Source organism: Williamsia sp. Y721, assembly GCF_059683565.1.
In genome coordinates this window covers 64046-88129 of record NZ_JCASNH010000006.1, presented here as the reverse complement: position 1 = coordinate 88129, position 24084 = coordinate 64046, and the positions used below count along the sequence as shown (strand labels likewise).

Annotated in this window: 29 protein-coding genes; 18 read left to right on the top strand and 11 right to left on the bottom strand. The window is 64.2% G+C overall.

Annotated features, from left to right (window positions below):
* The first annotated feature begins 7 nt into the window (after positions 1-7).
* Positions 8-598: a GNAT family N-acetyltransferase gene (locus AC56PL_RS26650; RefSeq protein ID WP_497155711.1), complete on the top strand. Its 591-nt coding sequence runs from the start codon at positions 8-10 to the stop codon at positions 596-598.
* Positions 595-864 carry a WhiB family transcriptional regulator gene (locus AC56PL_RS26645; protein WP_497155710.1) on the top strand — a complete coding sequence of 90 codons (270 nt, stop codon included), beginning with the start codon at positions 595-597 and terminating at the stop codon, positions 862-864. Before AC56PL_RS26650 ends, AC56PL_RS26645 begins: the two co-directional genes overlap by 4 nt.
* A gap of 136 nt (positions 865-1000) precedes the next feature.
* On the opposite strand, the gene AC56PL_RS26640 is transcribed toward AC56PL_RS26645, so the two are convergent.
* Complete coding sequence (locus AC56PL_RS26640) at positions 1001-1582, bottom strand: SbtR family transcriptional regulator (RefSeq protein ID WP_495517102.1); 582 nt, start codon at positions 1580-1582, stop codon at positions 1001-1003.
* Between the two features lie 88 nt (positions 1583-1670).
* On the opposite strand from AC56PL_RS26640, the gene AC56PL_RS26635 reads away from it, so the two are divergent.
* The 3 genes from AC56PL_RS26635 (at position 1671) to AC56PL_RS26625 (ending at position 4140) form a co-directional block, all read left to right on the top strand.
* Positions 1671-2057 (top strand): nuclear transport factor 2 family protein, encoded by a 387-nt coding sequence (locus tag AC56PL_RS26635; RefSeq protein ID WP_497155709.1) that lies wholly within the window; start codon positions 1671-1673, stop codon positions 2055-2057.
* 48 nt (positions 2058-2105) lie between these two features.
* A complete protein-coding gene (locus tag AC56PL_RS26630) occupies positions 2106-3125 on the top strand; it encodes an NADP-dependent oxidoreductase (protein WP_497155708.1) in 1020 nt (339 codons plus the stop codon).
* A 136-nt stretch (positions 3126-3261) separates the two neighbouring features.
* Entirely contained in the window at positions 3262-4140 is an 879-nt protein-coding gene (locus AC56PL_RS26625) for an aldo/keto reductase (protein WP_497155707.1), read from the top strand.
* Between the two features lie 128 nt (positions 4141-4268).
* Here AC56PL_RS26625 and AC56PL_RS26620 read toward each other — a convergent pair whose 3' ends face one another.
* Positions 4269-4793 carry a CGNR zinc finger domain-containing protein gene (locus AC56PL_RS26620; RefSeq protein WP_495517106.1) on the bottom strand — a complete coding sequence of 175 codons (525 nt, stop codon included), beginning with the start codon at positions 4791-4793 and terminating at the stop codon, positions 4269-4271.
* 149 nt (positions 4794-4942) lie between these two features.
* Between AC56PL_RS26620 and AC56PL_RS26615 the strand changes: the two genes are divergently transcribed.
* Positions 4943-5401 (top strand): VOC family protein, encoded by a 459-nt coding sequence (locus AC56PL_RS26615; RefSeq protein WP_497155706.1) that lies wholly within the window; start codon positions 4943-4945, stop codon positions 5399-5401.
* A 15-nt stretch (positions 5402-5416) separates the two neighbouring features.
* Complete coding sequence (locus AC56PL_RS26610; protein ID WP_497155705.1) at positions 5417-6355, top strand: pyridoxamine 5'-phosphate oxidase family protein; 939 nt, start codon at positions 5417-5419, stop codon at positions 6353-6355.
* A gap of 22 nt (positions 6356-6377) precedes the next feature.
* Here AC56PL_RS26610 and AC56PL_RS26605 read toward each other — a convergent pair whose 3' ends face one another.
* Entirely contained in the window at positions 6378-7280 is a 903-nt protein-coding gene (locus tag AC56PL_RS26605; protein ID WP_497155704.1) for a helix-turn-helix transcriptional regulator, read from the bottom strand.
* A 388-nt stretch (positions 7281-7668) separates the two neighbouring features.
* Here AC56PL_RS26605 and AC56PL_RS26600 point away from each other — a divergent pair, with 388 nt between their 5' ends.
* Genes AC56PL_RS26600 through AC56PL_RS26590 form a run of 3 tightly spaced genes read left to right on the top strand, consistent with a single transcriptional unit; the run spans position 7669 to position 9387 of the window.
* Entirely contained in the window at positions 7669-8553 is an 885-nt protein-coding gene (locus AC56PL_RS26600) for an aldo/keto reductase (protein WP_497155703.1), read from the top strand.
* A gap of 7 nt (positions 8554-8560) precedes the next feature.
* On the top strand, positions 8561-8962 hold the full coding sequence (locus AC56PL_RS26595; protein ID WP_495517111.1) for a (R)-mandelonitrile lyase: 402 nt from the start codon (positions 8561-8563) through the stop codon (positions 8960-8962).
* Positions 8959-9387 (top strand): TIGR03618 family F420-dependent PPOX class oxidoreductase, encoded by a 429-nt coding sequence (locus tag AC56PL_RS26590; RefSeq protein ID WP_495517112.1) that lies wholly within the window; start codon positions 8959-8961, stop codon positions 9385-9387. The genes AC56PL_RS26595 and AC56PL_RS26590 overlap by 4 nt, the downstream gene beginning before the upstream one ends.
* Here the strand turns inward: AC56PL_RS26590 and thiM are convergent.
* On the bottom strand, positions 9380-10222 hold the full coding sequence (thiM, locus tag AC56PL_RS26585) for a hydroxyethylthiazole kinase (RefSeq protein ID WP_497155702.1): 843 nt from the start codon (positions 10220-10222) through the stop codon (positions 9380-9382). The two genes, AC56PL_RS26590 and thiM, sit on opposite strands and share 8 nt — an antisense overlap.
* A gap of 29 nt (positions 10223-10251) precedes the next feature.
* Positions 10252-11112: a sulfurtransferase gene (locus AC56PL_RS26580; RefSeq protein ID WP_497155701.1), complete on the bottom strand. Its 861-nt coding sequence runs from the start codon at positions 11110-11112 to the stop codon at positions 10252-10254.
* Positions 11113-11265: 153 nt separating this feature from the next.
* Here AC56PL_RS26580 and AC56PL_RS26575 point away from each other — a divergent pair, with 153 nt between their 5' ends.
* From AC56PL_RS26575 to AC56PL_RS26565, 3 genes are all read left to right on the top strand, one after another.
* Positions 11266-12396 carry an LLM class flavin-dependent oxidoreductase gene (locus tag AC56PL_RS26575; RefSeq protein WP_497155700.1) on the top strand — a complete coding sequence of 377 codons (1131 nt, stop codon included), beginning with the start codon at positions 11266-11268 and terminating at the stop codon, positions 12394-12396.
* Positions 12396-13031, top strand: coding sequence for an FCD domain-containing protein (locus AC56PL_RS26570; protein WP_495517116.1), 636 nt, complete (start codon positions 12396-12398; stop codon positions 13029-13031). Before AC56PL_RS26575 ends, AC56PL_RS26570 begins: the two co-directional genes overlap by 1 nt.
* A 159-nt stretch (positions 13032-13190) precedes the next feature.
* On the top strand, positions 13191-13391 hold the full coding sequence (locus AC56PL_RS26565; protein ID WP_495517660.1) for a DUF3263 domain-containing protein: 201 nt from the start codon (positions 13191-13193) through the stop codon (positions 13389-13391).
* Between the two features lie 5 nt (positions 13392-13396).
* Here AC56PL_RS26565 and AC56PL_RS26560 read toward each other — a convergent pair whose 3' ends face one another.
* Entirely contained in the window at positions 13397-13834 is a 438-nt protein-coding gene (locus AC56PL_RS26560; protein ID WP_495517117.1) for an SRPBCC family protein, read from the bottom strand.
* Positions 13835-14073: 239 nt separating this feature from the next.
* On the opposite strand from AC56PL_RS26560, the gene AC56PL_RS26555 reads away from it, so the two are divergent.
* The 3 genes from AC56PL_RS26555 (at position 14074) to AC56PL_RS26545 (ending at position 16605) form a co-directional block, all read left to right on the top strand.
* Positions 14074-14610, top strand: coding sequence for a DUF6764 family protein (locus AC56PL_RS26555; RefSeq protein ID WP_497155811.1), 537 nt, complete (start codon positions 14074-14076; stop codon positions 14608-14610).
* Positions 14611-14771: 161 nt separating this feature from the next.
* Positions 14772-15740 carry a polyphosphate kinase 2 gene (gene ppk2 / locus AC56PL_RS26550; RefSeq protein WP_495517119.1) on the top strand — a complete coding sequence of 323 codons (969 nt, stop codon included), beginning with the start codon at positions 14772-14774 and terminating at the stop codon, positions 15738-15740.
* A 43-nt stretch (positions 15741-15783) separates the two neighbouring features.
* Positions 15784-16605 (top strand): hypothetical protein, encoded by an 822-nt coding sequence (locus tag AC56PL_RS26545; protein ID WP_495517120.1) that lies wholly within the window; start codon positions 15784-15786, stop codon positions 16603-16605.
* 25 nt (positions 16606-16630) lie between these two features.
* Here the strand turns inward: AC56PL_RS26545 and AC56PL_RS26540 are convergent, their stop codons facing one another.
* A complete protein-coding gene (locus AC56PL_RS26540) occupies positions 16631-17014 on the bottom strand; it encodes a hypothetical protein (protein ID WP_497155699.1) in 384 nt (127 codons plus the stop codon).
* 66 nt (positions 17015-17080) lie between these two features.
* Between AC56PL_RS26540 and dinB the strand changes: the two genes are divergently transcribed.
* A complete protein-coding gene (dinB, locus tag AC56PL_RS26535; RefSeq protein WP_497155698.1) occupies positions 17081-18286 on the top strand; it encodes a DNA polymerase IV in 1206 nt (401 codons plus the stop codon).
* A 46-nt stretch (positions 18287-18332) separates the two neighbouring features.
* Positions 18333-19811: a DUF2079 domain-containing protein gene (locus tag AC56PL_RS26530; RefSeq protein WP_497155697.1), complete on the top strand. Its 1479-nt coding sequence runs from the start codon at positions 18333-18335 to the stop codon at positions 19809-19811.
* Positions 19812-19832: 21 nt separating this feature from the next.
* On the opposite strand, the gene AC56PL_RS26525 is transcribed toward AC56PL_RS26530, so the two are convergent.
* The 4 genes from AC56PL_RS26525 to AC56PL_RS26510 are packed head-to-tail and all read right to left on the bottom strand — an operon-like array spanning position 19833 to position 24080.
* Complete coding sequence (locus AC56PL_RS26525; RefSeq protein WP_497155696.1) at positions 19833-21869, bottom strand: prolyl oligopeptidase family serine peptidase; 2037 nt, start codon at positions 21867-21869, stop codon at positions 19833-19835.
* Positions 21866-22858 (bottom strand): M28 family metallopeptidase, encoded by a 993-nt coding sequence (locus AC56PL_RS26520; protein WP_497155695.1) that lies wholly within the window; start codon positions 22856-22858, stop codon positions 21866-21868. Before AC56PL_RS26520 ends, AC56PL_RS26525 begins: the two co-directional genes overlap by 4 nt.
* Before the next feature lie 26 nt (positions 22859-22884).
* Positions 22885-23136 (bottom strand): hypothetical protein, encoded by a 252-nt coding sequence (locus AC56PL_RS26515; RefSeq protein ID WP_495517126.1) that lies wholly within the window; start codon positions 23134-23136, stop codon positions 22885-22887.
* Entirely contained in the window at positions 23133-24080 is a 948-nt protein-coding gene (locus tag AC56PL_RS26510; RefSeq protein WP_497155694.1) for a zinc metalloprotease, read from the bottom strand. Before AC56PL_RS26510 ends, AC56PL_RS26515 begins: the two co-directional genes overlap by 4 nt.
* Positions 24081-24084 lie beyond the last annotated feature (4 nt).

The window sequence follows — 24084 nt, the reverse complement described above, 5'->3', positions numbered from 1 at the left end:
CAAAGTCATGTCGTTTGTCGGAAAGCTGTTGTCGGTCGACCAGATGCTGATGGCTGCGGCTGCAGTCCATCCGGAGGCTCCGCAGGCACTGCCGATGATCGAGGCATGTCGGCCGAAGGTCGAGATAGTGCGCGTGGCTCGTGAAGACCGGTTGGCCCGCACCGCGTTGTCACAGGTCGCGATCGAGAACAGCCGACGGTACGGCGGCACGTCGTGTGGGTGGTTTGCGCAGTTACGGGTCCGGCCGGGCGACGCCTTCCTGGTCGCGGTTGCCGACGGCGTCCCGGTTGCCGGCGGAGAATATCGGCGCGCCGATGGCCACACCGCCGAGATCACCCGGATCTGGACTGCCGCGGCGCAGCGTCGCCGTGGGCTCGGAAGTCGGATCCTGGCCCGGCTCGAGGCAGAGGCAGCCGATCGTGGGCATCGCCGCGTGCTGGTGCAGACCGGCTCGGATCAGTCCGAGTTGCACGCACTGTTCCGTCGGGCCGGGTACGAGCCGGCGTCGGGCACGGAACTGCCCGGAACCGAGGTCGCAGCTGCCGTGTGGGCCAAAGATCTGGCGGCGGTGCGCGCACCGCTTGCCGTCACGGCATGACCGGATTCGGCGACGTCTACGTCGGGGGAGAAACCGGCTGGGATTGGCGAGTGCAGGGTAGTTGCCGAACCGAGGACGTCGACGCGAACATATTCTTCCCGCCGGCCGGACGCGAATACGCCAAGGAACGTCGACGTCGCGAAGCCGCCGCGAAGAGGATCTGCGGAAGTTGCCCGGTCGCGCAGGAATGCCGCAGGCACGCCGAGCGATATGGCGAGAAGTACGGGATCTGGGGTGGCCTGACGGTCGGCGAATTGGCAGGCTGATTCGGCTTGCGATGGTGTCGGTTACGCCGGGTATTTCGAACGGCGGCGCGACGCACCACTGAGGCTGAATTCGCGGAGTGACGTCAATTCGGCCTGCCGTCGACTCTGAGTACGTGCCCGCTGAACCGGAATCGGTCTATGTGACCGGTGCATGAGCGTCGTCATCACGGGAGCGATCCTTGAGGATTGCTCCCGTGATGACGCCCAAGAGATGGTCGACGCGTGGCGCCGTCGCGGCCTGGTCATTGAGCCACGCGAGGGCTGCGATCAGCGCAAAGAGGTCGATGCCATCGAGGTCGGTCCGCGCGACGCCGGCGTCCTGCGCCCGGGAGAGCAGTCGCGCGCCCGCCGCGCGCAACGTCACGCACGAGGCATGGAGCGCAGACCCGGGTTCCTCGATGGCGGCCGTCATCGGCGTGATGGCGCCACGATATTCGTGCGTGACCGCGACACACTCGCAAAACCACTCGACGAGCGCGTCCGCGGGCGATTTCGACGCCTCGAGCTTGTCGGCCAGTTCCGTCAGCTCGCGAAAGCTCTTGCGCAGCAAGGCTTCGAGCAGCGCCTCTCGCGTCGGGAAGTGTCGATAGAGCGTGCCGAGCCCAACCTCGGCGCGGCGCGCGATGTCGCGCAGTGACGCGTCGGCCCCTTGCTCGGTCACGACAGTGCGGGCGACCCCGAGTAGCTGATCGTAGTTCTTCCTGGCGTCGGCGCGCATGGTCTCCCTTTGACAAACGGAGCAGTGCTCCATATATTCGGAGCAGTGCTCCGATAGCTTACCCTCGAAGCCGGAAACAAGGACTGACATGAACACGCGATCCACCGTCACGGCTGCCATCGAGCCGCTGCTAAATCCGACCATCGACCTCGATAACACCATCGAACGTCACTTCACCCCCGCATTCCGGCAGCGCATCGATGGCGGCGCCTGGGGCGGCAGGGCGGAGCTGGCCGAGCGTATGACCCAGCTCAGGAAAGTGATGGCGAGCGGGACCATCGAGGTTCACGAAGAGCTGACCGATGGCTCGCTCTACGCCGATCACCACACAATCGAGATCCACATGCTCGACAGAACGCTCGTTCGCACCGAGGTCTACCTATTCGCTCGACACGACGCAGACGGTCGCTTCAGTGAGATCCAAGAAGCGACAGTATCGCTGTCCGACAACAATATTGACGGTTCGTCCCACTAACAAGCTCTGCGTCACGCATGGCACCCGATCGGTAGAAACGAGAGAACGATGACAACAAGCACGAGCACGATGAAGGCGATCCGGCTACACGAGTTCGGCGGCCCGACGGTACTGCGCAACGACGACGTGCCCGTTCCCGAGCCGAAGTCCGGCGAGGTGCTCATCCGAGTCCACGCGGTCGGCATCAACCCGCCCGACTGGTATGCGCGTGAAGGGATGCCCAACGTGCCTCCCGAGCTCAAGCCCCCGATGACACTCCCGCTCATACCCGGGACCGATGTCTCCGGCGTCGTAGAAGCCGTCGCGAGCGATGTCGAAGGTTTCGCGGTCGGAGACGACGTGTTCGGTCTCCTCCGGTTCCCAACCTCCTTGCAGGGCAGCGCATACGCCGAGTACGTCACCGCGCCGGCGTCAGACCTTGCTCACAAACCGGCCGCCGTCGACCACGTGCACGCCGCCGGTCTGGCCATGTCGGGCTTGACGGCGTGGCAGTTCCTGATCGCGCTCGGGCACGACCACCCGTCCCCGTTCCAAGAGGCTCGGCACCGACCGGTGGCACTCGACAGCAATACCACCGTCCTCGTCAACGGCGCCGCCGGCGGCGTTGGGCATCTTGCTGTCCAACTGGCCAAGTGGAGGGGAGCCCGCGTCATCGCCGTGGCTTCCGGCGCCCACCGGAGCTTTTTGCGCGAACTCGGTGCCGACGAGTTCATCGACTACACCACCGACCGACCCGAAGAAGTCGCCGCGGGCGTCGACCTCGTCCTGGACGCCGTCGGGGGTCCGGACAGTCGACGTTTCCTGCGAACCCTCAAACGTGGTGGATCCCTCTACCCGGTCTACTTCGGTGAGTTCGACGACGATGAGAATGCGGAATTGGGTATTACGGTCACGGCTACCCAGGTCCGCTCGAACGGTGCGCAGCTCGCCGAGCTCGCCGATTTGATGGCGAGCGGAACTCTGCGAGTCGCCATCGACAGCAGCTTCCCGCTGGCGCACGCGCAACAGGCCCATGAACGGGCCGCCCGCGGGCATATCCAAGGCAAGATCGTGCTGACCATCGACTAGGTGCCCGCTCGGCCCATCGAACCTTTGGCCGACGTTGGTTGATCTTGGCGCCCAATCAGGTTGGACACCAAGCCCTCCCGTCCCCAGTGCACCATTCTGGCCTCGCGCAGTGGGTGAAAGACAGTAAGGTGGACATATGGCCGCACAAGTACCCACCATCGTATTGAACTCGGGCACCACGATTCCCCAACTGGGGCTGGGTGTTTGGCAGGCAACCAACGACGAGACCGAGCTGGCCGTTCGGTCGGCGATCGATGATGCGGGCTACCGGCACATCGACACCGCCGCGGTTTACGGCAATGAAGAGGGTGTCGGCCGGGCCATCGCGAATGCTGGTGTCCCGCGCGAAGAACTGTTCGTCACGACAAAGCTGTGGAATGCGGACCAAGGGTATGAGCCCGCATTGAGCGCGTTCGACAAGAGCTTGTCGCGTTTGGGTCTGGACTACGTCGACCTGTATCTCATCCACTGGCCCCTGCAGGATGACGCGCGTCTGCTGCGGACCTGGGATGCGCTGGAAACCATCGCCGAATCGGGTCGTGCCAAGGCGATCGGGGTCTGCAACTTCGAACCGCATCACCTGGAATTGCTGGTGAGCCGCGGCGGACTACCCGCCGTTGACCAGGTCGAACTCCACCCGCACCTACCGCAGCAGGCGGTCCGGGCGGCAGCTGCAAAGCACGGGATCGCGGTCGAATCGTGGAGTCCGCTCGGCGGAACCAGCAATTCTGGTTGGGGACCGAACTCCAAGCCGAACACATTGCTCACCGACCCGATCATCACGCGGGTGGGGGAGCAGTACGGCAAATCGCCCGCGCAGGTTCTCATCCGCTGGCATCTGCAGAACGGGCTCATCGTCATCCCGAAGTCGGTCAATCCGGACCGAATTGCCCAGAACATCAACGTCTTCGACTTCGAACTCAGTGACGCCGACCTCGCTGACATCGCGACCCTCGACGACGGCGTCCGCGTGGGTGCCCATCCCGACGAGCTCAATATCGGCGCACCGGAGTAACCCCGGTCCCGCCGTCGGGGGCTGACGCGTTCTCGGTCTTCGAAATCCTGGCGGAGTCGGTGCCCGGATCGACCACAACGTGAAGAGTTCTGTGCTTCAACGTGATTCGGGTGCCGGTCGGTTCCGGATCACTCAGAGAGTGAGCCGTCGCGGTGACGTCGCACCTTGGCGCGGTTACCGCAGGCTTCCATGGAACACCATCTCCGCGTGCCGCTGCGCGTGGTGTCCAAGAACCAGAGCACGCATCCGCTGCACGGCTTGATGCGATGTGGCTGGGTTCTGAGCAGATCGACCAACGTGTGCGCGGCGTTCCATGCCAGCCACTGGTGAGGGTCGTCCACCTCGACGACGCTGTGGACGCCGTCGGCATCGACCCGCTCTCTGAGATGTCCGCGAGCCAGCAACGCATTGAGGGCGTCGTAGTCGGCGGATTCGGAAGGTCGCGTCAGCGCCGTCCGAATAGCGGAGCGAGCTGAAACGAGTGCTCGCGTGGCACGACGAGGGTCGGGAACTGCTGGACCACCATGAGATGCCATCCACTCGGTTACGAAGTCGGGGTCCTCCAGGGCGTCATGCGACTCGCCGGAAATCACCCAGAACGTGTTGGCCAGGTCCAGCGGCAATGGCTCCCCCGTGAGCGGTCGATTCACCACGTCGGAAGTATATCCGTCACCAGCTGTAACCATCTTCGGGTAATTAGATCCGCCAACTCGAATGGTGTCGTAGCTGTTGACGCCTTCTGTGTAACCGTCTAACTTCATAAAGACAGAATAGCCATTGAGGAATCACCTGGAGGAACGCAATGACCACGACACCACGCTTGTCGACCGGACATGTCGGCCTGAACGTCACCGATGCAGACCGTTCCACCAGCTTTTATCAGCAGGTCTTCGGATGGGACGTGAAGGGCGAGGGCACCGACGGTGATCGGCGCTGGGTGTTCCTCGGTGACGACAACGCGTTGCTGGTCACGCTGTGGCAGCAGAGCGTGGGACGTTTCAACCCTGCCGCCCCCGGTCTGCACCACCTCTCGTTCCAGGTGTCGGATATCGACCAGGTTCGGGCGATCGAAACGCGCCTCCGCGAGCTGGGCACCGTGCTGTACTACGACGGCGTTGTGCTGCATGGCGAGGGAGCGCCGTCCGGCGGCATCTTCTTCGAAGATCCTGACGGGACGCGACTGGAGGTTTACACCCCTTCCGGCCTGGGTGAACATGCCGCAGCGCCGTCCGGCGCCGCACCGACCTGCGGCTTCTTCTGACCATCGAGGATCGTCATGTCTACTTTTCACGAGGGGGAACTCCGCGTGCAGGCGCGGGCGGGTGAACGCGAGATCGCATCCCGGGTCGGTCGAGGAATGATCCAGCCGGAAATCCCGGAGGTCGCGGCGGAGTTCCTCGGGCAGCAACGCCTGCTGTTCGTGGGGCATCGCGCCCTCGGTGGCGCAGTCTGGGCCAGCGTTCTGGCCGGTGGCCCCGGCTTCATCTCCACACCGGATAGCCGCACCGTCCGGGTGGACGCTCGACCATCAGCCGGCGACCCCCTGGAGAGTGCACTGGATGGGGGACCGCTGGCGCTGGGGTTGCTGGCGATCGAACCCGGGACCCGTCGGCGCATGCGCATCAACGGGGTTGGCCGAATGAATGGCGGCGTGCTGGAACTACGCACGGAGCAGGTCTACTCCAACTGCCCCAAATACATCAGCACCCGCGAGCCCGATGGACCTCTGGCAGAGTCGGACTCGAGTGAGCGTCAGGTCAGGGCTTTCGACCGGATCGACAGCTCACAAAGAGAACTCATCCGTCGTGCCGACACGTTCTTCGTCGCCACCAGCCACGAGAGTTTCGGCGCGGACGTCTCGCACCGCGGAGGTGATCCAGGGTTCGTCACCGTCGTCGACGAGCGTCATCTGAGTTGGCCGGATTACCGCGGCAACTCGATGTACAACACTCTCGGCAACCTCGACGCCGACCCGCATGCCGGACTCCTGTTCGTGAACTGGGAAACCGGCGAAGTGCTCCAGCTGACCGGAACTGCCGTCACCGACTGGTCCGCAGATCGTGCCGCCGCAGTCCCCGGCGCCCGGCGCATCGTCGACTTCACCCTCGACCGTGCGGTGGAAATACCTGGCGCGCTCGATGGCCGCTGGTACCTGGAAGCGCTGGCGCGCACCAACCCGCCTGCCGCCGAACCCTCCGACACCACATTTCGGTGAATCTATTGAGCAGGACGAGAACTCAATAAGTCTTGCGCACTGGTTGGCGTTCGGTTTCGAGCTGGTCGTGGCCGGCCGCCCAGGAGGCGAGCAGTTTGAGTGCATCGGCGGTGGGCGTGCCCGCGGCCGCGGTGTAGATGTTGAGATGCAGGCCGGGTTCGGAAGGGAACTCCATGCTCTCGAAGTCCAGGTCGAGTTGGCCGACAATGGGGTGGCGCAAGCGCTTACGGCCGCTCCGATGGAAACGGACGTCCTGTGAGGCCCAGCGTTTGCGGAACAATTCGCTCTGTGTGGACAGTTCCCCGACGAGTGCGATGAGGCCCTTGTCGTGGGGGTTGTGGCCGGCTTCGAGTCGGAGCATGGCCGCTGCGTCCCTGGCGATCTGGTCGTAGTCGACAAAGAACTCTTCGGCAGCGATGGGCTGCAGGTAGACAAATCGCGTGGTGTTGGTCGGGCGGCGGGGGTCGGCCAACACCGGTGAGTAGAGCGCGCGGGCCAGCTGGTTCATCGCGATGATGTCGTGGCGGCCATTGCGAACCCAGGCCGGTGCGTCCGTGATGGCGTCGAGCACCTGCTGGATCGCCGGGCGAACGGTGGTCGGTGGGGTCCGTTGGCGGCGGTTCGCCGAACTCTCCTGACACTGGCGGGCGAGTGCGAACAGGTGATCGCGTTCGGCCTCGTCCAGTTGCAATGCGCCGGCCAGGGCACCGAGGACGCTGTCGGAGGCGCCGGCGAGGTTCCCCCGTTCCATCCGCACGTAGTAGTCGACCGACACGCCTGCCAGCAGGGACACCTCTTCGCGGCGCAGTCCCTTGACCCTTCGGTTGCCGCCATAGGCAGGAAGACCGGTCTGTTCGGGGGTGATGCGCGCACGCCGTGAGCTGAGGAAGTCGCGGATCTCGGTGCGAAGCTCGGTAGAACTCATCTATCCACCGTAGGCATCGCCGCGGATTCAAGGGAGGTACTGGCGTTACCCGGAACAACTGTGACTCCCGAAAATCGCAGAACAGCGGTCAATTGAAGAGCATGAAAGCCAGATACATGTACGGTGCCGGAGATGTCCGGGTCATCGACGCACCCAATCCGGCAATCCATGAGCCCGGCGATGGTGATCAGCCGTGTCGGTGTGCCCGCAATATATGAGCAGGCCCTGTCGGATTCGGGAGCTTGGTCGGTTCGAATATCACCCTCACCGGTGGTCCGCCCCGGTCCGCGAGGCATTGAAAGTTGCACTCCGGCCGTGACCGGCACCGCCGAAACCAGGTACTCGCAGTCACTGTCTGGGAGTGCGGTAGAGGGTTACCGTGGAAGACATGGCTCCTTCAAACTATGTTCTCAACAATGGAATCACACTGCCGTCAATAGGTTTTGGGGTATTTCAGACCCCGCCGGATGAGACGACTGCCGCGGTGTCCACCGCGTTGGAGGTCGGCTACCGCCACATCGACACCGCGGCTGCCTATCTCAATGAGCAGGGTGTCGGTGAAGCGATCAGCCGGTCGGACCTCGACCGGTCGGACATCTTCATCGAGACCAAGGTCTGGATCAGCGACTACGGGTACGACGAGACACTGCACGCGTTCGACAAGGCCGCAGGCAAACTCCGGGTCGATCAGATCGATCTGCTGATCCTCCATCAGGCGCTGCCGACCGAGTTCGATCTCACGATCGGCGCGTACAAGGCGCTGGAAAAGTTGTTGTCCGACGGCAAGGTTCGCGCCATCGGCGTCAGCAACTTCATGCGCGAGCACCTCACCCGCCTGTTGGACGCGACATCGGTTGTGCCGGCGATCAACCAGATCGAGGTGCACCCCTACTTCCAGCAACCCGACGTGCTTGCAGCCAACGCCGAGCACGGGATTCTCACGCAGGCGTGGTCTCCGATCGGCGGCATCACCTTCTACCGCGACGGGTCCAAAGGCTCGACACTCAAGGACCCCACCATCGTCGCGATCGCGAACGCGCATGACAAGACTGCGGCCCAGGTGATGCTGCGGTGGCATGTGCAGCAAGGGCGGCAGGTCATTCCGAAGTCGGTGACACCATCACGGATCGCAGAGAATTTCGACATCTTCGACTTCGAGCTCTCCGACGACGAGCTCACCGCCATCGACGCACTCGACACCGGTATCCGCGGTGGCCCCGAGCCGGAGGCGATCACTCGTGAATCCTTTGGCATGAACATCCCGGAAGCCTGAGAAGACAATGGACATCGACCCACGTGTACCGACCATCAAAAATCCACCCGAGTACTTCACCGGGGATGTGTGGCTCGACCCGATCGCCCATCCCCGCGAGGACGGCCAGCGGATGACCGTCGCGAAGGTGCGGTTTGCGCCGGGCGCCCGCACCGCGTGGCACTCCCACGCGTTGGGTCAGACCTTGCACATCACCGCAGGCATCGCCTGGGTGCAGTCCCGCGGCGGACCGAAGATCGAGGCGCAAACCGGGCAAACGCTGTACTGTCCTCCCGGCGAGGAGCATTGGCACGGAGCTGCGCCGGATTCGTTCATGGAACACCTGGCGATGCTCGACAACGCCGACGATCCGGCCGAAACCACGACCTGGCTCGAACACGTCACCGACGAGGAGTATTTCGACGCATGACCGACAACGCGGCGTTCATCGAGTTCATCACCGAACACAGCCGTGGCACCCTCGCCACGATCCGGAACAACGGGATGCCACAGTTGTCCACGGTGGCTTACTCATTCGACCCAAGCGAGTGTGTCTTCCGGATCTCGTCCACCGACGGGCGGGCGAAAGTCGCCAATCTACGGCGTGATCCGCGCGCGAGTTTTCAGGTCAGCAGCGAAGACGGTTGGTCGTATGCGGTCGCAGAGGGCCGGGTGGAACTGAGCCCTGTCGCCGCACAGGCAACCGACGACGACACGGTCTCGGAACTGATCGACCTCTACCGCGACATCTCCGGGGAACACCACGACTGGGACGAGTATGCCCAGGCGATGGTCGATGAACGCCGGCTGGTGATCCGCCTCCACGCCGAACGCTTCTACGGTCAGGTCAGCTGAGCGGATTTCCGCTGATCTGGGCTCGCGACCGGATGTCGTCGGGGCCCAGATCGTGGAGTGCGTCGAGGTAGGCAACCGCGAAAGATCCTGGTGCCGAGGTCTTTTCGGCGGCGATCTCTGCCGCGACCGCAACGTGGGTGTGCGCGGACACCGCGGCCGTCAGTCCGTTGGGGGTGACGGCGGCATATGCCGCGACCAGCGCGCCCAATGAGCATCCGGTGCCGGTGACCTTGGTCAGCAACGAATGTCCGCCGCCCACCTTGACCAGGTTGTGGGTGGTGCCGGTGGCGCCGACAACGTGATCGACAGGGCCGGAGGCCGAGACGGCGTCCGCGGAAGCGAGCAGGGCCCGAGCGGCTTGGACCGCTGCGGCCGGATCGGCCGAGCTGTCGACTCCGCGGCCGCCACCATCGAGGCCGTGCAGGCCGATGACCTCAGATGCGTTGCCGCGGATCACGCTTGGGTGCTGGGCCAGCAGTTCCCTGGCGAGTTCGCCGCGCCAGGGCAGTCCGCCGGCGCCGATCGGATCGAGTACCCACGGTGTGCCGGATTCGCGGGCCGAGGTCGCGGCGGCGACGTATGAGTCGTGCAGGGCCGCCTGCGGTGTTCCGAGGTTGATGAGCACTGCGTCGGCGACTCCGGCAAAGATGCCGGCCTCTTCCACGTTGTCGACCATGGCCGGGCTGGCACCGGCGGCGAGCAGGACGTTGGCGGTGAACCCGGCTGCCACGTAGTTGGTCAGTGCGTGCACCAGTGGTGTCCGCGAACGCAATTCGAGCAGCGCGTCGATGACTGCGTCAACGTCGGGTACGCGGGTCGGTTCGAGGGTGGTCATGGTCTGTCCTTCGTGTCGGGGTGTGATTGTCACAGTGATGTGGTGAGGGGATTGTCGGGGTCTGCCGCCCATTCGGACATCGAACCGTCGTAGACCCGCACGTCGTCGAGGCCTGACGCGCGCAGTGCCAGTGCGTATCCCGAGGCGGTGATGCCGCTGCCACAGTAGGTCACCACCGGCCCCGGGCGAAGCGAGTCTGCTGCGCGAGCCGCCTGATCGAGATCGAGCTCGGTGCCGTCGGAACCGAGCAGATCGGAGAACGGCAGGTTCACGCTCCCGGGGATGTGTCCGGCACGGCCATAGGGCACTTCTTCACCGGAAAAGACCTCTGGCCGAAGCACATTGATCAAGTTCGCTTCCGGTCCCAGCGCTCGGATGTCGTCGGCGTCGGCGAAGTAACCGGGCTCGGCAACGAGCTCAGGGGGAGTGGTCGGCGTCGGGGCGGCATCGCCGGTCTCGATGGCACCGCCGCCCTCGCGCCAGGTGTCGAACCCGCCGTTGAGGACGGAGGCGGCGGCGAACCCGTAGCTGTGCAATACCCACACCAGTCGCGCGGCCCAGATCCCGTTGAGGTGGTCATAGACCAGCACCGTCGAATCCGTGCCGACACCGTGCCGGCCGAGAGCAGCGGCCAGCCGTTCCCGGGTGGGTCGGGTGAAGGGTGTCGCTGCGGTGGGATCGGAGAAGTCGTCGACGAGGTCGGCGTGGATCGCACCGGGCAGGTGTCCCTCGCGATACGTGGGAAGCCCGGTCGAATACGTGCTGGTGTCGTCGGGATGGACGTCGCGGGTGACGCAGGCATCGAGGACCACGAGATTCGGGTCGGCCCGATGGTCCTTCAGCCACTGCGCGGACGTGAACAGCCCAGGGGTGTCCTGGTCGGTGTTCACGCTTCCCGGTCCTGGTTGCGGCATGTGTATACAGCTACATTCATTCGGATGATTGTGCACGCATTAAAATCCAGATGATTTGAATGGGTGACGATCGGTGCCCCGACGCAGAGAATCGGGAGCGTTCCAAGCAATGAAGGGATCTGTGCAGTAATGGCCTCGATCGACTCCGGCGGTAACGCCGGCTTCCGCACGCTCTGGTACCTGACCACGGCGAATGGTGACTATCCCTGGACTCCGGGCCGGCTCTACCCGCCGGACTTCGAGCACTACCGGGAACTCGCCCAGGCCATCGACGACGGCGGTTTCTACGGCGCGCTGGTCGCCACCTGGCCCAATGATCCGTTGACCTCGGCATCGTTTGCCGCGGCCGTGACCAGTCGGATGCGCTTTCTGGTCGCGACCTACTCGGGTGTCATCCCGCCGAAGGCCTTCGCCGAAAAGGCGCTCACCTTCGATCGCTTCAGCGGCGGTCGCCTCGACATCAACGTGATCAACGGCACCGACGACCGGGTCGGCCCCTACGGTGTGAAGGCCGATCACGACGATCGGTACACCCGTAGCACCAAGTACTGGGCCGAGGTGCTCGAGCACTACCGCGCGGGAACCGACTCGAACTTCCACAATTCACCGGTCCGCATCGAGCCGACCCAGGACGTGATCGATCTGTGGGGCACCGGGGATTCGCCTGCCGGGCTCGAGCACGCCGGAGCGACCATCCACAACTACCTGACGATGCTGCGTCCCGCGGGTGAGCTGGCCCCCAGGATCGAGGCCGCGAGGACAGCGGTCTCTGCCGCCGGCCGACAGTTCGATTCCATCGGTGCACTCGGTGGCGTGATCGTGCGCCCGAATGCTGCCGACGCGCTCGAGAAGTTCTACACGGTGTTCACCGGCGCGGGCATCGACGCAGTCCGCGACACCCTCGATGTCGCGGTCAAGAAGCGCACCGGTGGCGAGCAGAGCCTGCTCACGTACACCGCACCTGATGCACAGCGTCAGGGATGGGTTGATGCACTGCGGGCCAACCGTTTTCCGGAGCCCTCCGAACTGCAGGTCGATGAGGGTCTCTATGCCGGCATCACCGCATGGTCACCTCTGGACATCTTCGGGTCCCGCTCGTCGGCTCTCTATTTCGTCGGCGACCCCGACTCGATCACCGGCACAGTCCGTCGCCTGAAGGATGCCGTCGGTATCACGTCGCTGATCCTGGCCGGCTGGCCGCTCGCCGAGGAGGCTCGGCAGGTGGCCGAGCATCTGCTGCCCCGTTTCGACGAGCTCTGATGGACAGCCACGCAAACGGGATCTACCGCAGACTTCGCGAGAATCTGTTGGCGGGCACCTACCCCGTCGACAGTCCGTTGATCCCGGGAGTGCTCAGTGAGGACTTCGCAGTCTCTCGTACCCCGGTCCGCGAAGCGCTGGCATTGCTGGCGCAGGACGGACTGATCGAACCGGTTCGCCGCGGATTCATGATCACCCAGCGTGGCGACGACGAACTGCTCGAGCTCTTCGAGGCCCAGGCCGTGCTCGACGCCGCGGTGGCGTCGGCGGCGGCGGAGCGTCGCACCGACGTCGACCTGCTCCGCCTGCAGGACGCCCAAGATCGGTCGGCGGCGCAGCAGGACCAGGTGGAAGTCCGCCTCGCGTTGCGGCAGTGGCACACCGCCCTGCGCGAGGCGGCGCACAACCGGACGATGACCGATCTGCTCGATCGGCTGGACGCCCAGATCAAACTCGGCGCACCATGGAAGCCCTCGCATTCCGACGGCGCGTTCGAGCGTCCGATCGACGAGCATCGCGAGATCCTCGCAGCGGTGCGTGATCGTGATCGGGACGGCGCACGCCTGGCAATGCTGGCGCACCACGCCGCCGACCGCGACAACCGGATCGCTCAATTAGCCCAGAGGCACGCGTAATTCGAGTCGTGGTCCGCTGGCCCCCAAACGTTTTCCGATTCTTATGATTTCTACAGCTCTACCCACTGGCGCGACGCGCTACCCTGTGTCTACAGTCACTGATCAGTGGCGCTGGTCACATGTAGAAGGGAGTGGGTCTTGGCACCGAATGCGCAGGAGATGCTGGATTTCGAGGTCCAGTGGTATCCCCTTGGCGGTGGGCCATCCGACCAGATCCATGAGCGTTTCGGGATGTCGGATCGCGACTACTTCTCGTCCCTGAACGACCTCCTGCGACAGAGCCCGCCGATACAGCTCTCGCCGAATGCGGTCGAGCAGATGCGCGGAGTCGTGCGCCGCCGGCTCTGGATGGCGAAGTAACCCGCTCACGCGAGTCTGCGTTTGGCTTCTTCCTTGAGACCTTTTTGGGCAGTGTTCAGCGCTGTTTTCTGGGCCTGCTTGACCAGGAGTCCGGGGAGCTTGATCTTCAGGTCCACGTCGAGATCGAACTCGACGTGTGACCCCTTGCCCTTGGGCGTCACCGTGTACTGACCGTGCTGATGGGACAGCTGGTCGGCCTCGATGAGGTCCCAGGTGCAGGTGTTCTCGGTCCACGAATAGGTCAGCAACTGGTGATCGGTCATGCCGAAGGCCTGGAGTTCGAGCTGCACCTTCTTCGGGGAACCGTCGTCGTACTCTTCGAGGACTTCGGCCTTCTTGTGGGGACCCGACCAGTCGGGCAGGGACTCCACGTCGAGCAGGATCTCCATGATCACGGCCGGGGGAGCGTCGATATCGAATTCGGTTTTTGCGTTCACTGGCATGGAGAGAAAATTACACCGATGCGCCCCGGAATCGGCGGGGTTTGGTCCCGGCGTCGCTGCCTGTTGTTTGTGACCGAAGCGTTGCCATCGAATCTTGGTCCGAACGGCAGGCGGGGGAGTATGGTCTGTCCCAGTGGTCGGCGCGCAGTGAGGCGGCCGGGTACTTCCTGGGCCTCGAATCGGTGGGTCCGGTATCTCCTTTGACAGTCTTGATGGGGCGAAACTTGTTTGATTCAAGTATTTTTGGCGTCTGCTCGCGCTTTCGATCCCGGCTTGCAGCAGCCGGATTGATCGGTGCCGGAGCGCTGGCCTTGGCCGGTTTTGGCGGGCTGGGTACGGCATCGGCCGACCCGTTGACATGCGAGGTGTCCAACGGGCACAACGTCATCCATGTCGAGGGCAACGGTGGCTGTGGTGCCAAGGCGGGCCCGGGCAGCACGGCTCGGGCAACAGATCAAAGCGGTGCAGGCACCGCTGTGGCGTCGGCGGACACCGGTGGCAACGCGAACGCGTTGAACCTGCAGCCCGGTGCCGCGGCCCTCGCGGGAGCGATTTCCGGTGGCAACGGTTACGCGGTCACAACCGGCCCCGGAGGTATGTCGGTCAGCCAGGCGCGTGACGGCGGCACGTCGATCGCGATCGCCGGATGGGGCGGCAGTGCTTACGCCGGACGCTATGGGGCGCAGTGCACGGGCAGCTTCGCAGCCGCAGTCGACACCAACACCGGACAAGGCTGCATCGGCGCCGGCGGTATCTGGCTTTCGACACCCCGATAACAAACCACGGTGCGGGCGCCTGTTCCCCGCACTCTCCGACGAAGAGCGGTGCCGCTTACGGTGCCGCTCTTCGTGTATCGGCACTCTTCGGCTCCGCGTCGTTGGTCCCGGGTTCACAAAGAGGACACCTGAGCGTGGGCAGATCAGACTAGATTGAATCGGTGAACGAGATACTGCGACTTTCAGATTTTGGTCCCGATCATCCCGATGTCGGGCCTGACTTCAGCGTTGTTGCCGGCCGCGAGGCCCTGCAGAAGATCGTCGACCTCGCCGACACGACACAGTTCCTCGTCGACGACCGTGACGACGACGACCCGCGACTGTTGACCCTGCCGGGTCGCAACGTCATCGACACCTGGCGTGAGGACTATCCGTACGACGAACGTATGGGCCGCGACCAGTACGAGCTGGAAAAGCGTCTGCTGCAGATCGAACTGCTCAAGCTCCAAAAGTGGATCAAGGCGACCAACCAGCGACATGTGCTGTTGTTCGAGGGACGTGACGCGGCAGGTAAGGGCGGAACGATCAAGCGATTCATGGAGCATCTCAATCCCCGTGGCGCGCGGGTGGTTGCCCTCGAGAAGCCGAGTGAGCGGGAATCGACCGAATGGTATTTCCAGCGCTACGTGCAGCATCTGCCCGCCGCCCGCGAGATCGTGATGTTCGACCGCTCCTGGTACAACCGGACCGGTGTCGAACGGGTCATGGGATTCTGCACCGACGAACAGCACGCCCAGTTCCTGCGGCAGGCGCCGCTGTTCGAGGAAATGCTGATCGACGACGGCATCAAACTCATCAAGTTCTGGTTCTCGGTGTCACCGCTGGAGCAGCGCACCCGGTTTGCGATCCGGCAGGTCGACCCGGTCCGGCAATGGAAGCTGTCGCCGATGGACCTTGCCTCCCTTGACAAGTGGGACAAGTACACCGCCGCCAAGGAAGAGATGTTCGCCGGTACCGACTCCGATCATGCGCCGTGGACCGTGGTGAAGAGCAACGACAAGAAGCGCGCCCGCCTCAGCGCCATGCGCTACGTCCTGAACCTCTATGACTACGAAGACCGGGACGACGAGATCGTCGGACGTCCCGATCCGCTGATCGTCGGTCGAGCCCGCGACATCATCGGAGAGTAGGTCCTTGCCGGGTTTTATGCCGATCGATCGGTAGCCTGGGTCAGTGCGTTCATTCCTTGCTGCGGTGCTCTGCCTGATTGCGATCGTCTCTGCTGCCATTGCGGTGCCGGCGTTCTGGGTCAACTCGAATCTCGTCGACCGCGATGGCTTCAGTGAGATGGTCTCTCCACTCGCGGACAATTCGAAGGTCCAAGAACAGATCGCCGACGAGATCACCGCGCAGGTGTCGGCTGCTGCGCCGGTGATCCCCACCGAACTGATCCGGCCACTCGCCGAGGCCTACACCCGCAGCGACAACTTCAAACCCGACTTCGTCGAGGCGATGAATCAGCAGCACGATTGGCTGTTCGAGGAGGCCACGCCCGAAGACGAGGGCAAGGTGATGTCGCTGAACCTGACGCCGATGGTGAACCGCGTGATCAACACCCAGCTCCTGAGCGGTGTCGAGATCTCCGGGCCCATCGAGGTTCCGCTGAGTGATTCGGCGCGGTCAGGTCTGGAAGCAGGTCGCTACCACGAGCTCGGCGATCAGATCGGGTACATCGCGTTCGGGTCCCTGGTGATCGCTGTCGTCGCGGGACTCGGCGCGCTGGTGGTGGCGCGGCGGCGCGGATTGGTCGTTGCCGCAATCGGATTCGGTGTGATCGTCGGTGGCGTGCTGACCTGGCTGTTGGGCGAGTTCGCCCAACGTCGGGCGGACGACGAGATCTCGGGTGCGGAAGGTTCGGCGCGCGAGGTGGCCGAACTCATCGTCGACAAGGTGGTCGACAGCATGCAGAACGTCGGCCTGATCGCCGCCGGCGCCGGCGTGGTCGTCGTTGTTGCCGGCATCGTGGTGTCGGCAACGCTCGAGCGTCGGCGCTAGACGGACGACGAGTCGGCTGCCTACGTCATGACAGATCGGGCAGTATGCGCCAGGACACCGCGAAGTTGTTGAGGATGTTCCAGTCCGACGGGACGGCCATCCCGAAGACCGGAATTCCCAGTCCACACCCTACGATCTGCGTCTCCGATTCGCCGGGGGCGAGCTCGGGGATGGTGAACTGCGTCCCCTCAAGCGCGAATCCTGACACCTTCACGTTGTAAGCGGTGGTCCCGCCGACGTTGGTGGCGGTCACCGGGCACAGGGAGAGCTTGAACCCGAAATCGTCGCCGCCGGACTCGACGGACACCTTCACGTCCGCCGGGGTGGCAGCGATGGCGGTGGCAGGCAACGCGAGGGTCAGTCCGGCGGCGGCCGCCAGTGTTGCGAGGCATATTCGGGTTCGTGTCATGGAGATGACCCTATCGGCGAATCGGACACGGAGCGCGTTGTCGGACCCGTATGCGAACATACGTTCGTGTCCCGGATCGAGCAAAGAGACCAGGCGAGCATCCTGCATGCCGATCTGGATTCGTTCTATGCCGCGGTGGAGCAACGCGACCACCCGGAGTTGCGCGGACGGCCGGTGATCGTCGGCGGCGGTGTGGTGCTCGCGGCCAGCTATGAAGCCAAGGCCTTCGGGATCCGAACACCGATGAACGGCCGAGAAGCACTCGCGATGTGCCCGCGGGCCGTGGTGATGCCGCCGCGGTTCGAGGCCTACAGCGAAGCGAGCAAGGCCGTCTTCGAGATCTTCCGGGACACCACGCCGATCGTCGAGGGGATTTCGATCGACGAAGCCTTCCTCGATGTCGGCGGTCTGCGCCGGATCAGTGGTTCGCCGCTGGAGATCGGCGCGCGACTGCGGACGCGGGTAGCCACCGAGGTGGGCCTGCCGATCACCGTCGGGATCGCAAGCACGAAGTTCTTGGCCAAGGTGGCCAGCGCGGTGGCCAAACCGGATGGACTTCTCGAGGTCGCGGTCGGCGCCGAACTCGAGTTCTTGCATCCGCTTCCGGTCGAGAGGCTGTGGGGTGTTGGGGCGGTGACCGCCGAGAAACTCCACAACGCGGGGTTGCGCACAGTGGGAGACCTGGCCTCGGTCGGTGAGGCGCTGCTGAGTTCACTCGTCGGTGGTGGCGCGGGCAGGCATCTGTATGCGCTGTCGATGGCCCGCGACCCACGGCGGGTGGAGGTCGGGCGCCGCCGCCGGTCGATCGGATCGCAACGCGCCATGGGCCGTCGTGCAAAGTCGGCCGACGAACTCGAGGCCACCATTGTCGGGATCATCGACCGGCTCGGAAAGCGGCTCCGCAAAGCCGACCGGCGCACGCGCACCGTTGTCCTGCGGTTGCGGTTCGACGACTTCACCCGGGCCACCAGATCGCACACCCTCTACGAGTCCACCGACCGCACCGACGTCTTGATGACGGCATCGCGAAAGATCCTCGACGCAGCCATGCCGATGATCGAGGAGAAGGGCTGCACGTTGCTGGGTGTCTCGCTCACCAATCTGTCCGGCACCGAGGTCGTGCAGTTGGCCCTGCCCTTCGAGGAGCACCATCAGGAACAGCTGGACATCACGGTTGACGGCCTGCGGGATCGGTTCGGCGCCGGGGCCGTGACCAGGGCGGTGCTCCTCGGCCGCGACAGCGGAATGCAGGTACCGATGCTGCCGGACTGATCCTTTGCCGGCCGCATAGGGCATCGAGCCACGCTACGGTGGCAAAATGTCTTCATCCATCGTGGCGGACACCACTGGCGTGACCGGAGATGGGCTCGGCGAACGGCCGCCCCTCCGGACCAGACGAGAACAACTCGCCGATCCGCGTCGCTGGAATGCGCCGTGGGTGTTGGCGTTCGTCGCGTTCGCCGGGCTGGCGGTCGTGTACATCGTCTATTCGGTCAGACGTTTCGAGCGGCTCGGATACACCGGTTGGGACCTGGGCATATTCACCCAGGCGGTCAGCGCCTACGGCCGCTTGGAGGCGCCGATCGTGCCGCTCGAAGGCACCGACATCAACTTGATGGGTGACCACTTCCAGCCCTGGATCGCCCTGATCGGGCCGATCTACCGGGTCTTTCCGACGCCGATCACGCTGCTGGTGGTCCAGGCGCTGCTCTTTGCGCTGGCGGCGATACCGATCGTGCGGTTGGCGACGCGGCAGCTGGGCGTTGTCGTAGGTGTTCTGATCGCGCTCGCGTACGGGCTGTCGTGGGGTATCGCGCACGCGCTGGCCTTCGACTTCCACGAGATCGCTCTGGCGGTACCACTGCTGGCCTTCAGCGTGGTCGCCATCGTCGAGGAGCGGTGGCGCGCCGCGTTGCTCTATGCGCTGCCGTTGGTCTTCTGCAAAGAAGATCTCGGGTTGACCGTTGCCGTGCTCGCGGCCGTTGTTGCGTGGCGATGCGGTCCGCAGGCGTATCGATGGGCGGCTGCCACCGCGGTCTGGGGTGTGCTCTGGACGGTCCTGGCGACAAAGGTGTTCATCCCGGCGTTCAGCAGCGCCGACTATTCCTATGGGACGAAGTTCGCCGAGTCGCCTGCCGACGGTGTCAAGGAGTTCCTCCTCGGATTTGCCGCCGGAGATGCGCGCGCCTCGACTGCCTTCATGCTGTTGGTGATCACGCTGTTCCTCGCGGTGCGTTCGCCGATCGCACTGATAGCGGTCCCGACCATCGCGTGGCGATTCTGGAGCACCAACCACCTCTACTGGTCCGACGATTACCACTACGACGCCATCTTGATGCCGATCATGTTCGTTGCGATGATCGATGCCCTGATGTCATTGCACAGGCAGGGCCGGTCGCGGCGGGTGGTCACCGGGTTCGCCGCGGGGGCCGCGGTGATCGCGGTGGCGCTGGCCGCGGGTGGTCCGCTGCACCGCCTTGCGGAGAGCGATTTCTACACCCCGGCCACGGTTGCAGAATCGGTGGAGTCGCTCGCCCGTCAGATCCCGGACGGTGATTCGGTCGCCGCGACCAACAACGTTGCACCGCAACTTGTTTCCGACTACGAGGTGACGCTGTTCCCGCGGTTGGATCGTGACCGTTCCATCCCGGAATGGATCATTGTCGACACGAACACCTACAACATGTTCCCGACCAGTCCCGATGGTGTTCGCAAAGAACTGGAGCAGGTCGAAGCCGGTGGTCAGTACCTTGAGGTCGGCGAACGTGGCGGCGTGGTCCTGCTGCACCGGCGCTGATCGGGCCGGTGCAGCAGCTACTCAGTCGCTGATGCTCTCCCAGAGGAACTCGTAGGCCAGTGCTGATTTGAAGGCCGCCTGCTTGTTGTCGGCGGCGCCGCCGTGGCCACCCTCGATGTTCTCGTAGTAGCTCACCGAATGCCCGAGTTCTTCCATCCGGGCGACGAACTTGCGGGCGTGACCGGGATGCACGCGATCATCGCGGGTCGACGTCGTCATCAGGAGCTTGGGATAGTCGGCGTCTTTGCGGAGTAGTTGGTACGGAGAGTATTTCGAGATGAACTCCCACTGCTCCGGGTCGTCGGGGTCGCCGTACTCGGCGACCCAGGAGGCGCCTGCGAGCAGCAGGTGGTAGCGCTTCATGTCGAGCAGTGGGACCTGGCAGACCAGGGCGCCGAACAGTTCCGGGTAGCTGGTGAGCATCACGCCCATCAGCAGGCCGCCGTTGGATCCGCCCTGCGCTGCCAGTTGCTCACTGGTGGTCAGGCCGCGCGCGATCAGATCCTTTGCGACACTGGCAAAGTCCTCGTATACGAGGTGACGGCCTGCGAGTTGGGCCTGGGTGTGCCAGGTCGGTCCGTATTCACCGCCGCCCCGGATGTTGGCGATGACGTAGATGCCGCCGCGCTCTACCCAGCTGCGGCCGGAGACCGCGCCGTAGCTCGGTGTCAGCGAGTTCTCGAATCCGCCGTAGCCGTACAGCAGGGTCGGTCCCGAATCGACATCGTCGCGTTTGACCACGAAGTACGGGATCTGGGTCCCGTCATCTGAAGTCGAAAAGAACTGGGAGGCCGTGACATTGCTCGTGTCGAACAGTGCGGGTGACTGTTTGATCGGGGCGACGCCATCGGTGCTCGACCCGTGCAGCAGGCTCGGTGGGGTGGTGAAGCTGCTGGCCGACAGGAACAGTTCGTCGCTGTGATCGGGATCGGTGTCGAGGACGGAGATGGTGGCCAACTCCGGAAGACCGGCGAGTTCGGAGACCGACCAGTCGGACACCGAGAGCAGTCGCACCTGTGTCTGCACGTCACGCAAGGTCACCAGAACCAGATGCTTGGACGTGAACGAGAAATTCTGCAGGCTCGTGTGGTCATCGGGTGAGAACAGCACTGTCGCTTCACGATCCCCGGTCAGGTACGCATCGTGGTCGAAGACCAGCAGCGTTCCGGTGGGGTAGGTCTGAGTCTCGCTCAGTTCCCATGGTGAGCGGGTGAACACCAGCAGCCACTGACGGTGCACGCTGGTGTGTGCGTCGGTGGGGACATCGATCAGCGTCGGTCCCGCGCCGTCTCCGAGGAGATAGAACTCCTGGTGGAAGAAGTCGGTCGACCGGACAACGAAGTGTCGCTCGAACCCGGGTGTGTCGTCGTACATCGCCTGTACGGCAACGTCTTCGACAGATCCGGCGAATACGGTATCGGCTGATTCGAGTGGTGTTCCCCTGGTCCAGCGCTTCACGACGCGGGGGTATCCGGAGTTGGTGAGCGCTGGTTTGCCGTCGGAGTGGGTTCCGAAGTCGGTGCCGACGTAGACGGTGTCGTTGTCGATCCAATCGATGTCGGATTTGTTCTCCGGCAGGGTGAACCCACCGTCGGCGGAGTCGATCCATGTCCGCGAGACCATGTCGAACTCGCGCACGACCGAGGCGTCGGCCCCGCCGCGCGAGAGCAGGATCAGTGCCCGCTCATGGGCCGGGCGCAGTACCAGGGCGCTCTTCCAGACCCAGTTCTCGTCTTCTGCGGCGGCGACCGCGTCGAGGTCGATCAGCACGTCCCATTCGGGGGAATCGGTGCGGTACTGCTCCAACGTGGTGCGCCGCCACAGTCCACGCGGGTTGGCGGCGTCACGCCAGTAGTTGTAGAGGTGGTCGCCGCGGCGTCGGACGTATGCGATGCGGTCGTCGGTGTCGAAGACTTCGAGGGCGGCGTCTTGCAGTTCCGAAAAACGGGTTCCGGTGGTCAGGCGATCAAGGGTGGGTTGATTGTGCTCACGCACCCAGGTCAGGGCGTCTTCGCCGGTCACATCTTCGAGCCAGAGGTAGGGGTCGGAATCACTCACGCCGACCAGTCTGCCGCACCGGCGCTCTCGACGTTCATCAGCGGTCCGGTGCTCAGGGGGTCGAGGCGGGCGGCCAGGACTGCCAGGTTCATGCGCAGGATCTCCATGGCCAGCGTGGAGTCGACGGTCGCGAGGGTGTCGCGGTCGCTGTGTACGTCCGTATTGGCGCGATCATCGGCTTCGATGGTGAGGACCGCGGGGATCCCGGCGTCGATGAACGGCACGTGGTCGCTGGCAAACGGGTTCAGCGACGTGGACACCGACAGTTGTGTGTAGGTGCCCGCGGCCGCCACCAGGTCGTTCATCAACGCCTGCGAGTTCTGCCCACCCTCGATCATGACGCCGGGGGCGGCGGTGTTCTTCCGGCCGATCATGTCCATGTTGATGACGGCGGCGATCCGGGTGCGTACCTCGGGTGCGAGCGCCCCGACGTAGTCGATGCTCCCCAGCAAGCCCTGCTCTTCACCTCCGAACAGGATGAGCACCACATCGTGGTGCCACGTGCGACCGGCCAGAACCGCTCCGAGTTCGAGGACTCCGGCCGAGCCCGACGCGTTGTCGTCGGCGCCCGGTGCCGGAAGCGAACGTCCGGCCTCGTTGACAGAATCCAGGTGTGCGGTGGCCAGGATCAGGTCTCGTGGTTCGGGGCCATTTCCGGGTAGGTGTGCGATGAGGTTCGCACTGGAACCCGCGCCGACCGGTACCGGTGCGCGGTACAGCTGGTATCCGGCACCCTCGAGTTCGGTGGCCGCGAAATACATGGTGGACCGGAACTCCGGACTCAGGGAATGCCGGGTGATCGGGGTGGTGATGGTCGAGAGGAACCGGTTGTAGCGGGAACTCGACAACGCCGAGAGAATGGCGGCGATCTCAGGATCCGGCACGGCCCTGACCATCGGCGGATGTTCGATGGTGGGCGCGATGCGCAGGGCCGCTGACCGTCTGCACGTCGGTTCACGCTCGACCGCGATGGTGTCGTCGGTATGCATGGCAGATTCCTTTCAGTGCGGCTCAGTCATGGCCGTCGGACCTCGATCCGATGACTGTCGCGGTGAACGATCTCGGGTGCCGGGGATCTTGTTGATTCGTGCAACCGCTGTCCGGGTACGTCGTCGCGGCCGAGACCGAGCTCGATCACCGATCCGTCCGGCTCGATCTCGAGGCCTCGGCGACCTCTGGCCGGCGGGAACTCGAATCCGTCGGGTCGGTAGACGGCCACATCGTCGTGGTCTTCTTCGAACGAGTGCCACCAACGTTGGTCCGTCACGAGATGGGGGAGCCCGCGCCGGCGGGCGTACTCTCGGCCGTCGCAAACGCTGACCGGGCCGTGTCGAGGCAGGCTCGCATCCGGCTGACCTGCCCGGCGGTGAACATCACCATCGAATCATCGTCGGTGTAGTCCATGTAGTCCATGAACAGGTCGCCGTGCGGGGCGTTGTTGCAACTGACGTGTGGATACGACGGTTTGCCGGTGTTCTCCCTGCCCTGATTCGGAGTGTCGGAGATCTCGTCGGTGCCGCCGCAGCCGCTCCCGTCGTCGCCCCAGATGTGGAACAGGTTGAGGTAGTGCCCGATCTCATGGGTGGCGGTGCGGCCGAGATGGAACGGCGGGTTGGCGGTTCCCGTGGTGCCGAACGCGGTGTGGGTGATCACCACGCCGTCGGTGTCTGCGGGTCCGCCTGGGAATTGCGCGTATCCGAGCAATCCGCCACCGAGGAGGCCGACCCACACGTTGAGATACCGGTCGGTGGGCCAGGCGTCGATGCCACCCCTGGAGGTGAATTTGATCGCGTTGTCGGCATCGAACGATGTATGGGTGGTCGACGTGCGGGTGATACCGGTCGTCGGGTTGCCCTGCGGGTCGACGGTCGCCAGCGAGAACTCCACGCCTGCGTCACCGATCCGGTCTTTGAAGAACTCCGGGACCTTGTCGATGTCGCTGTTGGTGGCCCGGTAATCGCGGTTGAGAACCTCGATCTGGCTGTGTATCTGAGCATCTGAGATGTTCTCGGCGTCGGTGCGGGCAACGACATGCACCACCAACGGGATGTGGACGATCTCGGTGCTGAGCCGTTCAAGGGTTTGGAGTTCGATGGTTGTGTTTTCGAGTTGGGCCCGCGCCCGACGGTAGTCCGCTGATTCGGTCAGCAATCTACGGTGTTCGGGCATGGCCCCGCACAGGCGCGTGGTCGGCGGTTCGATGGTGGTCATGGTT

Bases quoted from the DNA above. Each gene is read 5' to 3' on its own strand.
- thiM (WP_497155702.1), bottom strand. From the start codon at position 10,222: ATGACCACCCTCGAACCGACCCGCGTACCCGACGTTGACGCAGTCATC.
- AC56PL_RS26575 (WP_497155700.1), top strand. From the start codon at position 11,266: ATGGCCTCGATCGACTCCGGCGGTAACGCCGGCTTCCGCACGCTCTGG.
- AC56PL_RS26625 (WP_497155707.1), top strand. From the start codon at position 3,262: ATGGCCGCACAAGTACCCACCATCGTATTGAACTCGGGCACCACGATT.
- AC56PL_RS26630 (WP_497155708.1), top strand. From the start codon at position 2,106: ATGACAACAAGCACGAGCACGATGAAGGCGATCCGGCTACACGAGTTC.
- AC56PL_RS26570 (WP_495517116.1), top strand. From the start codon at position 12,396: ATGGACAGCCACGCAAACGGGATCTACCGCAGACTTCGCGAGAATCTG.
- AC56PL_RS26605 (WP_497155704.1), bottom strand. From the start codon at position 7,280: ATGAGTTCTACCGAGCTTCGCACCGAGATCCGCGACTTCCTCAGCTCA.
- AC56PL_RS26520 (WP_497155695.1), bottom strand. From the start codon at position 22,858: ATGCATACCGACGACACCATCGCGGTCGAGCGTGAACCGACGTGCAGA.
- AC56PL_RS26540 (WP_497155699.1), bottom strand. From the start codon at position 17,014: ATGACACGAACCCGAATATGCCTCGCAACACTGGCGGCCGCCGCCGGA.
- AC56PL_RS26560 (WP_495517117.1), bottom strand. From the start codon at position 13,834: ATGCCAGTGAACGCAAAAACCGAATTCGATATCGACGCTCCCCCGGCC.
- AC56PL_RS26530 (WP_497155697.1), top strand. From the start codon at position 18,333: ATGTCTTCATCCATCGTGGCGGACACCACTGGCGTGACCGGAGATGGG.
- AC56PL_RS26650 (WP_497155711.1), top strand. From the start codon at position 8: ATGTCGTTTGTCGGAAAGCTGTTGTCGGTCGACCAGATGCTGATGGCT.
- AC56PL_RS26615 (WP_497155706.1), top strand. From the start codon at position 4,943: ATGACCACGACACCACGCTTGTCGACCGGACATGTCGGCCTGAACGTC.
- AC56PL_RS26590 (WP_495517112.1), top strand. From the start codon at position 8,959: ATGACCGACAACGCGGCGTTCATCGAGTTCATCACCGAACACAGCCGT.
- AC56PL_RS26510 (WP_497155694.1), bottom strand. From the start codon at position 24,080: ATGACCACCATCGAACCGCCGACCACGCGCCTGTGCGGGGCCATGCCC.
- AC56PL_RS26645 (WP_497155710.1), top strand. From the start codon at position 595: ATGACCGGATTCGGCGACGTCTACGTCGGGGGAGAAACCGGCTGGGAT.
- AC56PL_RS26635 (WP_497155709.1), top strand. From the start codon at position 1,671: ATGAACACGCGATCCACCGTCACGGCTGCCATCGAGCCGCTGCTAAAT.
- AC56PL_RS26640 (WP_495517102.1), bottom strand. From the start codon at position 1,582: ATGCGCGCCGACGCCAGGAAGAACTACGATCAGCTACTCGGGGTCGCC.
- AC56PL_RS26600 (WP_497155703.1), top strand. From the start codon at position 7,669: ATGGCTCCTTCAAACTATGTTCTCAACAATGGAATCACACTGCCGTCA.
- AC56PL_RS26595 (WP_495517111.1), top strand. From the start codon at position 8,561: ATGGACATCGACCCACGTGTACCGACCATCAAAAATCCACCCGAGTAC.
- AC56PL_RS26565 (WP_495517660.1), top strand. From the start codon at position 13,191: ATGCTGGATTTCGAGGTCCAGTGGTATCCCCTTGGCGGTGGGCCATCC.
- AC56PL_RS26610 (WP_497155705.1), top strand. From the start codon at position 5,417: ATGTCTACTTTTCACGAGGGGGAACTCCGCGTGCAGGCGCGGGCGGGT.